Genomic DNA, 13,646 nt, shown 5'->3' on the forward strand with positions numbered 1-13,646 from the left:
AGCATGGCGATCAGTTGCAGGCATCGCTTGCTGATACACTCGACCTCACGATCGACGGCCCCTTTGGCAGCGGCCTTTCCGCCGATGACGATAATCTGGTGATGCAAGCCGCGCACCGGCTTCGCGCCCATTTTTCCATCACCAAAGGCGCATCCATCCGTTTGACAAAGAGCCTGCCGATAGCTTCGGGTATCGGAGGCGGTTCGGCCGACGCGGCGGCAGCGGCACGGTTGCTGAACCGGCTGTGGGATATTCAGGTCAGCGCGCAGGAACTTGCCGATATATTGGCGCCGCTTGGCGCGGACATTCCCGCCTGTGTTTTTAGCCGCACAAGTTTTGGCAGCGGAACCGGAACCGCGCTTATATTGCGCGATGACAGCAATGTGCCTGCGCGGCACCTGTTGCTGGTCAACCCGCTGCAGTCGGTATCGACAGCCGCCATTTTTACGGCATGGGATGGCGAGGACAGGGGGCCGGTGGCACGGGGCGACATCTGGCAAGCGGCGCTATCAGGGCGCAACGATCTGGAACCGATCGCGGCGGGCATTTGTCCCGCCATCACGGACATTTTGAAGGCACTTGCGCGCGCCAACCCGGCGATGGTGCGCATGTCGGGATCAGGAGCCACCTGCTTCGCACTTTTTAATGAGGCCAAAGATGTAGAGGCAGCAAAAGCGCTTCTGGATCCCCGTTGGTGGTCGATGAGAACGGAGCTGCGATGACTGCTGATCCTTTCCTGATATTGGGCGAACCCAAAATCGGGGGTTTCCTGATCATTGGCGACCATGCTTCAAATGCCGTTCCCGGCGATGTCGCGTTGGATTTAGACGCTGATCACCTCAATGCCCATATTGGGTGGGACATTGGCGTTGATCCTGTCGCGCATATATTGACGCAAGACACCCGTTTTGCCGCGTTCCTCGGACGTTATTCGCGTTTGGTCGTCGACTTAAACCGCGAAGAGCACGAAGCAGGCGCCATCCCAAGCGAAAGCGATGGACGTCGCATTCCGGGCAATGATTTGAACCAAATGCAGCGTGCGGACCGGATCGCGCGATATCACCGGCCCTATCATGACCGGCTAGAAACGCTTTTGCGGGACTGCCGGCCAGCACTCATATTGTCGCTGCATAGCTTCACACCCGCATTGAAAACACGGCCAGATGAGGCGCGTCCCTGGGATGTTGGTGTGCTCTACAATGCGCACGAAGCGGCATCGAAAACGGCTATCCCGTTCTTACAGGATGCCGGCCTTAACGTCGGTGACCAGCTTCCTTATTCGGGCAAATTGCTAAACGCGACGATGAACCGGCATGCCGAAGCCAATAACATTCCCTATATCGGGATTGAAATGCGTCAGGATTTGGTCGGCGACGCTGCTGGCCAAGCAAGATTTGCACATATTTTGTCGGGAATGTGCCATTTTGTTTCGGAACAGCTTGGCTTAACCACATAAAAACGCGTAAAGGCCGCGGCGATAATGGAGACCATCATGCCAAACCAATTCGACAAGTCCAAATTGCCCAGCCGCCACGTTTCCGTTGGCCCGGAACGCGCCCCACACCGCAGCTATTATTATGCGATGGGTTTGACTGCTGAGGAAATTGCACGCCCATTTGTAGGCGTCGTGTCGGCAGGCAATGACAGTGCGCCATGCAATACCACATTGGATGCACAAGCGGACATCGCGCGTAAGGGCGTGGAGCAGGGCGGCGGCATGCCGCGCCGGTTCAACACCATCACAGTGACCGACGGCATTGCCATGGGCCATCAGGGTATGAAGGCCTCGCTGGTGAGCCGTGAAGTTATCGCGGATTCGGTTGAGCTCTCGGTGCGTGGGCACTGTTATGACGCGCTGGTTGGCTTTGCAGGTTGCGATAAGTCGCTGCCCGGGATGATGATGGCGATGCTTCGGCTGAACGTGCCATCCATCTTTGTCTATGGCGGCTCCATTCTGCCCGGTCGTTATCATGAAAAGGACGTGACCGTTAAGGACGTCTTTGAAGTTGTTGGCAAATATGCGGCGGGCGCGTGCCCGTTGTCGGAGCTTGAAGAGCTTGAGCGTGTTGCATGCCCGGGGCATGGTGCCTGCGGCGGTCAATATACCGCAAACACAATGGCATGCGTCGGCGAGGCGATTGGCCTTTCGCTTCCAAACAGCAACATGGCGCCAGCGCCTTATTCGACACGTGACCAAATTGCGCATGCCGCAGGGTTTCAGGTGATGGAGTTGCTCGCGAACAATATTAGACCACGTGACATCTGTACGCACGAAGCCTTTGTTAATGCGGCAAGAATTGTGGCTGCTACCGGTGGGTCAACCAATGCTGCACTGCATTTGCCAGCCATGGCACATGAGGCAGGTATCGCATTTGATCTGTTCGACGTTGCCGAGGCGTTCAAAACAACGCCTTATATGGCGGATTTGCAGCCGGGTGGGCAGTTTGTGGCGCGCGATATGTATGACGCGGGCGGTGTGTACATGCTGATGAAGTCGTTGCTGGCCGAAGGTCTTCTGTACGGCGACTGCATCACCGTTACCGGCAAGACACTGGGTGAGAATATCGATGAAATCACATGGAACCCGAACCAGAAGGTGATTTACCCGGCAACGGCGCCAATAACGCCCACGGGTGGCGTCGTTGGCCTTCGCGGCACATTGGCACCTGATGGGGCAATCGTGAAGGTCGCGGGTATGGACCGCCTGACATTTACAGGCCCTGCACAGGTTTTTGACTGCGAAGAAGATTGCTTTGCCGCGGTTGAAGCGCGGGAAATCCGTGAAGGCTCGGTCATTGTCATCCGTTATGAGGGGCCAAAGGGCGGTCCTGGTATGCGCGAAATGCTCTCAACGACGGCGGCTCTATATGGGCAAGGCATGGGCGAGAAGGTTGCGCTCATCACCGATGGACGCTTCTCTGGTGCCACACGCGGTTTCTGCATTGGCCATGTCGGCCCCGAAGCGGCTGAATGCGGTCCCATCGCTTTGATTGAAGATGGCGACGAGATCATGATCGATGCCGAAACCGGCGTTATCGACCTCAACGTGCCTGCCGAAGTCCTTGACGAACGGCGGAAACATTGGACGCCACGCGCCACCGATTATGGGTCAGGCGCAATATGGCGCTATGCTCAAAATGTTGGGCCAGCGTATAAAGGCGCAGTCACGCATCCTGGTGGCAGCGCCGAAACGCATGTCTTTGCCGATATCTAAATTTGCGGCGGCAACTTTTCTGCTCGCCAGCCTAGCTGGCTGCGGCGGAGAAGGTGCTGCCCCGACCGAGCAAATTGCAGCGGAAGAAGGCGCAAGCAAAGACGCTGGTTGATTGCGCGCGCCTTCAAGGGCATGGGGCGCTATGAGCATAGCAGAAGAGATTATCAGGGTCGCAGCACGCGGCGACGGCGTAACCGCAAATGGACGCTATGTGGCGCATGCCGCCCCGGGCGACATCGTCGACCCCGCAGGCGGGTTGATCCACGGACCGCATCACGCAACGCCGCCGTGCCAGCACTTCCCATTATGCGGCGGATGCCAGTTGCAGCATCTCGACGAAGATAGTCTGCGTTTGTTTGTAGCAGAGCGCGTCACGCATGCGCTGGCGACGCAGCAGGTAGACATCGGCGAGGTCATGCCCGTTCATTTGTCTCCACCCGCCACGCGCCGGCGCATTGCGGTGCGTTCGGCATGGGCAGGGAAACAGTTCCAACTGGGCTTCAGCACCGAAAAAAGTCACCGTATCATCGACTTAAGGCAATGTGATGTCGTCGTGCCAGAGCTATTTGCGCTGCTTAAGCCATTGCGCAGCCTGCTGGAGCCACGGCTGAACCGTGCGCGTCAGGTTCAGATCAAATTGGCGATGGTCGATCAAGGCGTTGACGTGTTGATTGAAAACTGGATCGCCAATGATCTCGATACGCATGAGACTTTGTCGGAATTTGCGAAAACCTATGGCCTTGCCCGCCTGTCGTTGGATGAAGGCTACGGACCCGTTCCATTTTATGAACCAGAGCCTGTTACCGTCACACTGGGTGGCATTGCCGTGGGGTATCAGCCTTATGGTTTCCTGCAGGCGACCGTGGATGGCGAGGCGGCGCTGGTGCAGGCCGTAAATGACATTATCGGCGAAGACAGTATCGTGGCGGATTTGTTTGCCGGTTCAGGGACATTTGCGCTGTCGATGGGCACTGGGCGCAAGATTTATGCAGGTGAGGCTGATCTTCAGGCCAGTCTGGCGCTCAAGGCTGCTGCGGGTCGTTCGGGCCGCACTATATTTGCCGAGCATCGTGACCTTTTCCGCCGGCCGCTGTCGCCTGATGAACTGAACCGGTTCCAGACTGTCGTGCTTGATCCGCCGCGCGCTGGCGCAAAGGAGCAGGTGACGAACCTTGCCGCTTCCACGGTTCCGTCGATTGCTTATGTCAGCTGTAATCCGGCGAGCTTTGCGCGGGATGCAAAAACATTGGTGGCCGCTGGATACAGGTTGCAGCGGATTTGGCCTGTTGGGCAATTCCGCTGGTCAACCCATATCGAGCTGGTTGGGCATTTCAGCCGTTAGTGTAACAGCACCGCCATTACGGCATGTGCGACGAGCATCATGAGTGCGAATGACGACAATGCAAACAGTCCAAACCGAATGATAACGCGGTTCGACAAAATTTGTACCAAGCTATGTGCGACACGAAGGCCGACATATACCCAAGCGATTGTTGCGTTCAGATTGTCGCCCTGACCAACCATGGCAAGTGTCAAACATACTGCATAAAACACCGTAGGTGCTTCATGTAAGTGGTTGTAATTGTCGGCGACCCATGAGGCTTTTTCTTCGCCTTTGGCAGCCAGCGCATCGCGCAAGGCACCGGCGGAGGAACCAACAATCTTCGACCCGTCAATCCCTGCGCGGTTCATGGCGGGTATGCGCGTGGCATACATCCATATCCAGATAATCATTGTCCATGCCGCAAGCGCGACAACTGGTCCTAATATTGCACTATTCATATTAACTCTCCCCTTAAAACAAATTTATTACGTCTTCAGATCGTCGCCAGCAGCGCTTGGACTGCCAGTATCGTCAGGCACAGGCTCGACAGCAGGAAAAACACGAAGCGTATTGCCACCGTGTTGACCGTTGCCTGCCAAATGCTGTGGATCACGCGCAACACGGTATAGCCCCATGCCAGCGATACCGACAGCGATGTTGCCCCGCCGGAAATCGCGAGGATCATGATCGTTGCATAAAAGATGGTCGGCTGTTCCATCAAATGCGTGTAATTGTGTGATTTCCAGGCAACCGATGGTGATACATGTGGGTCGATATCCTGACCACGTCCGCCCGGTGCGGCCTTGCTAAGGTCCATGCCGATCTTCGACATTGCAGGAAGGCGCGTTCCCGCCATCCAGAAAAGCATGATGATTGACCAGACGACCAACGCCGCGGCTGGAGCTAAAATCGACGTATCCATAATGAAAACCCTCACGATTTTTATAATTGGAAGGGTGCTTCACGTAACATTGTTTGTCAATTGTAACTTATTGCGCGGACCGCTTGCCGATCTTCACAACATTGCTCGCGTCATTGGCGGGCAACTCGGCATAAAGGCTTGCCATCGGTTCATCGTCGACCGGAACCGTGTCGGTCTCGCCAAAGCCGTTGAACTCGGTCCGCATCGCGCAGCCATATGCGCCCAGCATGCCGACTTCGATATAGTCACCGGCTTGCACATCATCGGGAAGGATGAAAGGCCCCGCCATATGGTCCATATCGTCGCAGGTAGGCCCGTAGAAGCTGAATTCAGCCATCTGGGTACCAATTGACGTGTCCGACCGCTGAAGCGCCACAGGGAAGCGCCAGCCGATATGTGCTGCATCAAACAATGATCCATAAGCGCCGTCGTTGATGAACAGCTCTTGGCCGCGACGTTTTTCAACCTTCACCAGCAATGATGCGTATTCGGCGCACAATGCACGGCCCGGCTCACACCATAGTTCGGCGGAATAGCTGATGGGAAGATCTTCGAAGCAATTGTGGATGACTTCAAAATAGCCTTCCAACGCGGGTGGCTCCATGCCGGGATAGACCGATGGGAAACCGCCGCCAACGTCGACAATATCAACCGTAACAGACGCTTCAACGATGGCGGCACGCACATGCTCCATTGCCTCGGCATAAGCAGCCGGCGTCATGGCCTGACTTCCAACGTGGAAGCAGATGCCCAAGCTATCGGCGACCTGACGGGTCGCGACGAGCAAATCTGCTACTTCGGACGGGTCTGCGCCAAATTTTGAAGCAAGGCTCAGTTTCGCATGCTCTGATGACACGCGAATACGCACGCACAGTTCAAGATCGGTTGCGCCATCGGTGGCACGCACGATCTTTTCCAATTCCTCATGGCTGTCGAGGCTGAATGTGCGGACTCCATGGTTGTGGTAAGCTTGCGCAATGGCGCGTTCGCTTTTCACAGGATGCATGAAGCACAGCTTCGCATCCGGCAGGAACTTGCTCACCAACCGCACTTCACCAAGCGAAGCGACGTCATAATGCGTGATGCCCGCATCCCACAAAGTCTCAAGCAATGCAGGCGAAGGATTGGCCTTTACCGCGTACAGCGACTTGCCCTGAAACTTCTCAACGAAGAAACGGGCGGCGCGCGAAGCGGCATGCGGGCGAAGGAGCGTGATAGGTTCGTCAGGGCGCTGGGCGCGGACTACAGCTAGAGCGTCAAGATACTCGTGCAACTCAAGGGACCCCCAAAAAAATAACGTGAAACAACAAGGCTGCCTTGCGGTTATTGGAAGTCCCCCTGGGGCAGCGGACGCGTCCCTTATGAAAAGCAGGGGGGGATGTAAAGTGATTCGTTGCGTTTTTAGCTGAGCCGGTCCCTAAACTCGGTCCAGTCGAATGCGCGCACGCATTCCAACGCGTCTGTGTCGCTGTTCCAAAGCCAGATGGACGGAAGCGGAACGCCGTTGAAGGTGTTCGTCTTCACCATCGAATAATGCGCCTGATCAAGGAACGCGAAGCGCACGCCAGCCTCTGCTGCGACCGGAAGGCGGTAGTCTCCGATGATATCGCCAGCCAAGCAGCTGGGGCCACCCAGACGCACGGCAGGGCCGTCCTGACGCTCGCCAAGCATGGCAGGGCGATAAGGTGCCTCAATGACGTCAGGCATATGGCAGGTCGCGCTGATATCGGTGATGCCGACGGGCAAACCATTTTCAAACACATCGAGCAGCTCGCCAATCAATATGCCGGTATCAAGCGCAATCGCTTCGCCGGGTTCAAGATAGACGTCGAGGCCGGTTTCAGCGCGGACTTCCTGAATGAACGCAACAAGGTCGTCGCGTTGATAATCCGCGCGGGTGATGTGATGTCCGCCGCCAAAGTTCAACCAACGCAATTGACCAAAATAGGGCGCGATTTGTGGCTTTAGCGCCTCCCATGTGCGCTTGAGCGGCTCAAAGTCCTGTTCGCACAAGGTGTGGAAATGCAGACCGGACACGCCCTCCAAATGTTCTGGCTTGAGCTGGCTTATAGGGAAACCAAGGCGTGACCCAGGCGAGCAGGGGTCATATTTCGCAACTTCGCCCTCGGCATGTTCGGGGTTGAGCCGAAGGCCGACATCGACGCTGTCATTCAGGAAAGCTGCAAAACGTTTATGCTGGCTGGGGCTGTTGAAAATGACATGATCAGAAATCTCAACGATTTCGGCCATGTCTGATTCTTTATAGCCAGCGCAATAGGTTGCGATTTCGCCTTTATAATAATCGCGGGCAAGGCGAGATTCCCACAGACCTGAGCTGCATACGCCATCGAGATATTCGCCGATGATCGGTGCCACTTTCCACATGGAAAACGCCTTCATCGCGCACAGGATTTTGGCTCCCGACCGTGCTTTTACATCCGCGAGGATAGCAAGGTTCCGCCGCAGCGCCGCTTCATCGACGACAAATGCCGGCGAAGGAACGCGATACAGGTCGAAATGCGCAAACGCGCCAGGATCGCCGGCCTTGGTATCCATTAGAACGTCAGCGGTCCATCCAGTTCCTTCACCTGCCAAGGCAGACCATGCGCGTTGAGCATGTCCATGAAGGGATCGGGATCGAACTGTTCCATGTTCCAAACGCCTGCACCCGACCATTTGCCCGTGAGCAGCATGGCGGCACCGATCATCGCTGGCACGCCAGTGGTATAGCTTACCGCCTGATTGCCCGTTTCAGCATAGGCATCTTCATGGTCGCAGATATTGTAGATGTAGAGCGTCTTTTCCTTGCCATCCTTGCCAAGGCCAGTGGCGATGCAGCCAATGTTGGTCTTGCCCTTGGTCGTTGGGCCAAGCGAGGCGGGTTCAGGCAGAACGGCCTTCAGGAACTGCAGTGGAATGATTTCCTTGCCTTCATATATGACAGGGTCAATCCGGGTCATGCCAACCGCCTGAAGCACATTCAAGTGGGTGATATAAGCGTCGCCAAAGGTCATCCAGAACCGGATACGCTTGATTTCGGGCAGATGGGTTTTGAGGCTTTCGATTTCCTCATGGTACATCAGATACATGTTCTTTGGACCAACCGCTTCAAAGTCAAAGCTTTGCTTCACCGACATTGCGGGGGTTTCGACCCAGTCGCCATTTTCCCAATGGCGCGCGACGGCGGTGACTTCACGGATGTTGATTTCCGGATTGAAGTTGGTGGCAAAGGCCTGACCATGGTCGCCGCCATTGCAATCGAGGATATCGAGTGTGTCGATGCGGTCGAAATGATGCTTTTTCAAATAGGTTGTGAATACTGATGTCACGCCGGGGTCGAAGCCTGAACCCAACAAAGCGGCAAGGCCCGCATCCTTGAAACGATCCTGATATGCCCACTGCCAGTGATATTCGAACTTGGCGACATCAAGCGGTTCATAGTTCGCTGTGTCCATATAATGCACGCCCGCAGCAAGGCAGGCGTCCATGATGTTGAGGTCTTGGTAAGGGAGCGCGAGGTTGACGACGAGGCTTGGCTTAATCTGGTTCAGCAAGGCGGTTGTCGCAGCAACATCATCTGCATCAAGGCCATAAGTGTCGATAACGACACCCGTGCGCTCCTTTACCGACACGGCAATCGCATCGCATTTCGACTTTGTGCGGCTCGCAAGGCTGATATGGCTGAAGATATCCTGGTTCATGGCCATTTTGTGGACCGCAACCGATCCAACGCCGCCTGCGCCAATTACCAATACCTTGCTCATATGCTATTTCCACTTATCAGAGATTCGTTCAGCGCACGCATATAGGGGCCTTTTATGACAGGACAAGAATTGGCTGTAGCCATCACGACGCCCACGCACGAAGGGGTGCAGCGGGCGATGGCCAAGATAGCCGCTATTCTGCCAAAAACGCCCTTGCTGCCGCTTGAGGTGGATGGCGTCACGATTTGGTGCAAGGCCGAAATGCTGCAACCAATCGGCGCGTTCAAGATTCGCGGCGCGTGGCACCGCCTCTCCGATTTGAACGAAGACGAGCGCGCGCGCGGCGTCGTTGGCGTATCGAGCGGCAACCATGCGCAAGGCGTCGCTTGGGCCGCGAAAAAGCTTGGCATAGATGCAACCATCGTCATGCCTTCCAATGCGCCGCGTATGAAGCTTGAGGCGACAAAGGCGCTTGGAGCGAAAGTGGTATTATATGACCGCGCAACGGAATCGCGTGAGGAAGTCGCTGCCGCGTTGATTGCACAAAGCAATGCGACCCTCGTGCATGCCTTTGGTGATCCGTGGGTTATCGAAGGGCAGGGCACCGCCGGCATTGAGATTGCCGAGCAGCTAAAATGCCTTGGCATGAAAGGGCCAGATTTGATTGTTTCCTGCTGCGGTGGCGGCGGTCTTGCCTCGGGCCTTGCGCTCGCCTGTCCCGACGCGGACATCGCAATCGTCGAGCCCGAAGGCTGGGATGACATCATTCGTTCGCTTGAAGCAGGCGAGATTTTGCCCGTTAAAGACCTTTTACACCCAACCTATTGCGATGCCTTACAAACACCGCAGACCTACCCAATAAACTTTGACGTTCTTCGCAACCGCGTATCGCAGGGTGTGTCGGTTACCACCGCTGAAGTGGCTGCAGCGATGCGATTGGTGTTTGAAAAACTCCACCTCGTGGTGGAACCGGGCGGTGCAGTTGCGCTCGCGGCCGTTCTTGCAGGGAAGATAGAATTAAAGCCGGTAACCGCGGTTACATTATCCGGCGGAAATGTGGACCGGGAAACCTTTGTGCAGCTTTTGGCTCAAGCAGCCTGAGCAGCGCGGATATCCACCCGGCCCCAAATCTCAATCAACGCGCTCGTTAAATCGCGCATCATAGCCTCGGTGTGCTGAGGACCCGGCGTGAAACGCAGGCGCTCTGTTCCGCGCGGTACAGTGGGATAGTTGATCGGTTGAACATATACGCCATATTCCGCGAGCAATATGTCGCTGATTTTCTTGGCCTTCACCGGATCACCGACCATCAATGGCACGATATGCGTATTGCTGACCATGACGGGCAATCCCGCATCGGCAAATAACGTTTTCAACATTGCGGCATTGGCGTGCTGCGCGGTGCGCTCTTCGCTCGATACCTTTAGGTGACGAACCGATGCCAATACGCCCGCCACCAGCACAGGCGAGAGCGATGTCGTAAAAATAAAACCAGGTGCGTAGGACCGAATGACGTCAATGATCTTTTGATCAGCGGCAATATAACCGCCCATCACGCCAAATGCTTTGCCCAGCGTGCCTTCAATAATCGTTACGCGGTCCGCGACTTCGTCCCGTTCGCTAATGCCGCCACCACGTGCGCCGTACATGCCAACGGCATGCACTTCGTCGCAATAGGTAAGCGCATTATACTTATCGGCCAAATCGCAAACGGCCGCGATTGGCGCAACGTCGCCGTCCATCGAATACACGCTTTCAAAGGCGATCAGCTTCGGTGCCTCTGGATCATCGGCCGCGAGCAGCTCTTCCAAATGCGCCAGATCATTATGCCGCCAAACGCGCTTTTCACAGCCCGCATTGCGAATACCGGCAATCATGGATGCGTGGTTTAATTCGTCCGAATAGATGATGCAGCCGGGCAATACCTTGGCCAAGGTCGACAGCGTCGCATCGTTGGAAACATAGCCCGACGTGAACAGCAATGCGCCATCCTTGCCATGCAAATCGGCAAGTTCATGTTCTAGTTCGACATGATAATGCGTATTGCCGCCAATGTTGCGCGTTCCGCCAGAACCCGCGCCGACATCATGCAGCGCATCTTCCATAGCGGTGATGACTTTGGGGTGCTGCCCCATGCAGAGATAGTCGTTTGAACACCACACGGTGATGTCCTTCGGCCCGTTATGTCCGGCGAAGCAGCGCGCGTTGGGATAATTCCCCTTGTTCCGCAAAATATCGATAAACACGCGGTAGCGGCCCTCGGCATGAAGGCGGTCAATCGCTTTTTCGAAAACAGCATCGTAATTCACGGATACTAACCCCGGGTTTAAGCCGCTGCTGCGGCACATCGTCGCCCATTAGTCCCCGGAAATAGAAAAATCCAGCGCGAACGACTTGCAACAAGCGGTATAATGGACGCTTCTATGCGATATTTTCGCTTAGAGTGATTTGATTTGCGACAAACCAAAGCGGGATCGAGCAAGACGCAGGCTTTCGAGCGCGTCCAGCGGCCCCGTTGTAACGAATATTCCGTCGGTGTGTGTATCCGGCCAACGCGGGTCCGGCGTCAGGTGGTTACGCCACGCTGGCTGACAAGTTGGTGGCCTTGAGCGGACGGAACAAAACAGTTACGTCATACAGATATTTTGAGGATTCGACCAATGGATGATATTGGGTTCAACATGATTGCGGGTCTTCTGCTTGGATATCTGCTTGGTTCAATTCCGTTTGGCTTGTTGCTGACTAAGGCATCGGGCGGTGGCGATATCCGGAACATCGGATCGGGCAATATCGGCGCAACGAACGTGTTGCGGACCGGGCGCAAGGGGCTTGCCGCACTGACGTTGTTGCTCGACCTGCTAAAAGGTTTCGTCGCGGTCTTTATCGCAACGCATTATCTGCCGGGTGGTGCCGCATTTGCGGCAGCAGGCGCTTTCTTTGGCCATTTGTATCCTATGTGGCTGGGTTTCAAAGGCGGAAAGGGGGTCGCGACCTATGCCGGCATCATGTTCGGGCTGTTTTGGCAAGGCGGCGTTGTCTATGCCATCGCGTGGATCGGCGCGCTTCTGATTTTCCGGATCTCTTCACTCGCCGGACTGCTGGCGGCTTTGTGCGCGCCTATCGCCGCGGCTTATTTCGGCCGATATGATTTGGTGGCCCTGTTGGTCGCATGCACGTTGATCGTGTTTTGGAAACACCGGAACAATATCGAAAACCTGATGGACGGATCCGAACCACGTATCGGCAAAAGCAAAGGCTGATCGCGGCAATGGGGAGCAGCCAGGAACAATTTGATCAGCTTCGGCTGATTAGATCACCCAATATTGGTCCTGTCAGTTATCGCCAGCTTATAGGCCGCTTTGGCAATGCAAAAGCTGCGCTGGAGGCTTTGCCCGACCTTGTTCGTCGCGGTGTTGGGGTTTCGTCGCTTCTTGCCGACGAAGCGAGTGTCACCCGCGAGTTGCAGTTTGTTCAGAAATTTGGCGGGCGTCATATTTTCATTGGCGATCCCGAATATCCATCTTTGCTGTCGCACTTGGACAATGCACCGCCCGTCTTGAGTGTGAAGGGTGAATTGGCGCTGCTCAATCGCGTAGCCATTTCGATCGTCGGTGCGCGCAATGCGTCGGCTGGCGCATGCCAGTTCGCACGGCAGATGGCCTATGATCTCGGCCAAATGGAATTCCCGGTCGTCTCAGGACTGGCGCGCGGCATCGATACCGCAGCGCACGCAGGTTCAATCGAAACCGGAACGATTGCTGTGATCGCAGGCGGCATTGATGTTGTTTACCCGCCGGAGAACAAGGCGCTTCAGGACGCGATTGCCGAACGTGGCTTGCTCATCGCCGAACAATCGCCCGGGACTGAACCACGCGCGCGGCATTTTCCATATCGCAACCGGATCATTGCAGGGATATCGGCGGGCACGGTTGTGGTTGAGGCTGCACCAAAATCCGGATCGCTCATCACCGCGCGGCTTGCGGCAGAGGCGGGACGTGAAGTTATGGCCATTCCGGGATCGCCGCTTGATCCAAGATCACGGGGCTGTAACCAGCTGATCCGCGAAGGCGCAACGCTTGTGCAGAATGCCGAAGAAATTTCGGAACTTGTCCGGCCATTGGATCACCGGATGCGCGCGGTGCCGGCGCGATATGTTCCATCGGAGCCGGCAACCATCGGCGACGACACCGATAGCGAACGACAAGCTGTCATCGACCTGATGGGCATGACCTATGTTTCGGTGGATGAATTGGTGCGCCAATCGGGCAGCAGCCAAGCCAATGTGCAGATGGTTCTGCTCGAAATGGAACTGGCCGGAAAACTGGAGCGCGGGGCAGGCGGAAAAGTACGTATCACCGCATGAAATTTTCGTCTTGACGACACCCCTCCAACCCCATCAGCCTATACGCGTACGCGAGAGATTTTAGAAAAGCTCATATTATCATGCAATTAGTCATCGTTGAATCACCTGCAAAAGCCAAG

Annotated in this window: 13 protein-coding genes; 7 read left to right on the forward strand and 6 right to left on the reverse strand. The window is 55.8% G+C overall.

Translation table 11 applies throughout. The features are described 5' to 3' along the window. The 4 genes from ACIQ5B_RS07340 to ACIQ5B_RS07355 form a co-directional block, all read left to right on the forward strand. Positions 1–722 (forward strand): 4-(cytidine 5'-diphospho)-2-C-methyl-D-erythritol kinase (locus ACIQ5B_RS07340; RefSeq protein ID WP_397598443.1); only part of this gene is annotated, 722 nt, incomplete at its 5' end. Beyond that, on the forward strand, positions 719–1,456 hold the full coding sequence (locus ACIQ5B_RS07345; protein WP_397598444.1) for an N-formylglutamate amidohydrolase: 738 nt from the start codon (positions 719–721) through the stop codon (positions 1,454–1,456). The genes ACIQ5B_RS07340 and ACIQ5B_RS07345, both read left to right, overlap by 4 nt. A 36-nt stretch (positions 1,457–1,492) precedes the next feature. Next, a complete protein-coding gene (gene ilvD / locus ACIQ5B_RS07350; RefSeq protein ID WP_397598445.1) occupies positions 1,493–3,214 on the forward strand; it encodes a dihydroxy-acid dehydratase in 1,722 nt (573 codons plus the stop codon). 142 nt (positions 3,215–3,356) lie between these two features. Next, positions 3,357–4,556, forward strand: coding sequence for a class I SAM-dependent RNA methyltransferase (locus ACIQ5B_RS07355; RefSeq protein ID WP_397598446.1), 1,200 nt, complete (start codon positions 3,357–3,359; stop codon positions 4,554–4,556). Here ACIQ5B_RS07355 and ACIQ5B_RS07360 read toward each other — a convergent pair. The 5 genes from ACIQ5B_RS07360 to ACIQ5B_RS07380 form a co-directional block, all read right to left on the reverse strand. Continuing rightward, complete coding sequence (locus ACIQ5B_RS07360) at positions 4,553–4,996, reverse strand: MAPEG family protein (RefSeq protein ID WP_397598447.1); 444 nt, start codon at positions 4,994–4,996, stop codon at positions 4,553–4,555. The genes ACIQ5B_RS07355 and ACIQ5B_RS07360 overlap by 4 nt on opposite strands. A gap of 35 nt (positions 4,997–5,031) precedes the next feature. Then, positions 5,032–5,460 (reverse strand): MAPEG family protein, encoded by a 429-nt coding sequence (locus tag ACIQ5B_RS07365; RefSeq protein WP_395628857.1) that lies wholly within the window; start codon positions 5,458–5,460, stop codon positions 5,032–5,034. Positions 5,461–5,527: 67 nt separating this feature from the next. Beyond that, a complete protein-coding gene (locus tag ACIQ5B_RS07370) occupies positions 5,528–6,733 on the reverse strand; it encodes a type III PLP-dependent enzyme (RefSeq protein ID WP_397598448.1) in 1,206 nt (401 codons plus the stop codon). 128 nt (positions 6,734–6,861) lie between these two features. Further along, positions 6,862–8,016 (reverse strand): carboxynorspermidine decarboxylase, encoded by a 1,155-nt coding sequence (locus ACIQ5B_RS07375; protein WP_397598449.1) that lies wholly within the window; start codon positions 8,014–8,016, stop codon positions 6,862–6,864. Continuing rightward, complete coding sequence (locus ACIQ5B_RS07380) at positions 8,016–9,224, reverse strand: saccharopine dehydrogenase family protein (protein WP_397598450.1); 1,209 nt, start codon at positions 9,222–9,224, stop codon at positions 8,016–8,018. Before ACIQ5B_RS07380 ends, ACIQ5B_RS07375 begins: the two co-directional genes overlap by 1 nt. A 54-nt stretch (positions 9,225–9,278) precedes the next feature. Here ACIQ5B_RS07380 and ACIQ5B_RS07385 point away from each other — a divergent pair, with 54 nt between their 5' ends. Next, on the forward strand, positions 9,279–10,265 hold the full coding sequence (locus tag ACIQ5B_RS07385; RefSeq protein WP_397598451.1) for a threonine/serine dehydratase: 987 nt from the start codon (positions 9,279–9,281) through the stop codon (positions 10,263–10,265). On the opposite strand, the gene hemA is transcribed toward ACIQ5B_RS07385, so the two are convergent. After that, positions 10,253–11,473 carry a 5-aminolevulinate synthase gene (hemA, locus tag ACIQ5B_RS07390; RefSeq protein WP_397598452.1) on the reverse strand — a complete coding sequence of 407 codons (1,221 nt, stop codon included), beginning with the start codon at positions 11,471–11,473 and terminating at the stop codon, positions 10,253–10,255. The two genes, ACIQ5B_RS07385 and hemA, sit on opposite strands and share 13 nt — an antisense overlap. A 351-nt stretch (positions 11,474–11,824) precedes the next feature. Between hemA and plsY the strand changes: the two genes are divergently transcribed. Together plsY and dprA are read left to right on the forward strand one after the other, a co-directional pair. Then, positions 11,825–12,424, forward strand: a complete 600-nt coding sequence (gene plsY / locus ACIQ5B_RS07395) for a glycerol-3-phosphate 1-O-acyltransferase PlsY (protein WP_397598453.1) — start codon at positions 11,825–11,827, stop codon at positions 12,422–12,424. An 8-nt stretch (positions 12,425–12,432) separates the two neighbouring features. Further along, on the forward strand, positions 12,433–13,527 hold the full coding sequence (gene dprA / locus ACIQ5B_RS07400; protein WP_397598454.1) for a DNA-processing protein DprA: 1,095 nt from the start codon (positions 12,433–12,435) through the stop codon (positions 13,525–13,527). Positions 13,528–13,646: the final 119 nt, after the last annotated feature.

Source organism: Sphingorhabdus sp. (assembly GCF_044374345.1).
In the GTDB taxonomy this organism is placed as follows: Bacteria; Pseudomonadota; Alphaproteobacteria; order Sphingomonadales; family Sphingomonadaceae; genus Sphingorhabdus_B.

Coding starts and splice junctions, on each gene's coding strand:
- ACIQ5B_RS07360 (WP_397598447.1), bottom strand. CDS start 4,996: ATGAATAGTGCAATATTAGGACCAGTTGTCGCGCTTGCGGCATGGACA.
- ilvD (WP_397598445.1), top strand. CDS start 1,493: ATGCCAAACCAATTCGACAAGTCCAAATTGCCCAGCCGCCACGTTTCC.
- ACIQ5B_RS07365 (WP_395628857.1), bottom strand. CDS start 5,460: ATGGATACGTCGATTTTAGCTCCAGCCGCGGCGTTGGTCGTCTGGTCA.
- ACIQ5B_RS07345 (WP_397598444.1), top strand. CDS start 719: ATGACTGCTGATCCTTTCCTGATATTGGGCGAACCCAAAATCGGGGGT.
- dprA (WP_397598454.1), top strand. CDS start 12,433: ATGGGGAGCAGCCAGGAACAATTTGATCAGCTTCGGCTGATTAGATCA.
- ACIQ5B_RS07355 (WP_397598446.1), top strand. CDS start 3,357: ATGAGCATAGCAGAAGAGATTATCAGGGTCGCAGCACGCGGCGACGGC.
- ACIQ5B_RS07380 (WP_397598450.1), bottom strand. CDS start 9,224: ATGAGCAAGGTATTGGTAATTGGCGCAGGCGGCGTTGGATCGGTTGCG.
- ACIQ5B_RS07375 (WP_397598449.1), bottom strand. CDS start 8,016: ATGGATACCAAGGCCGGCGATCCTGGCGCGTTTGCGCATTTCGACCTG.
- plsY (WP_397598453.1), top strand. CDS start 11,825: ATGGATGATATTGGGTTCAACATGATTGCGGGTCTTCTGCTTGGATAT.
- ACIQ5B_RS07385 (WP_397598451.1), top strand. CDS start 9,279: ATGACAGGACAAGAATTGGCTGTAGCCATCACGACGCCCACGCACGAA.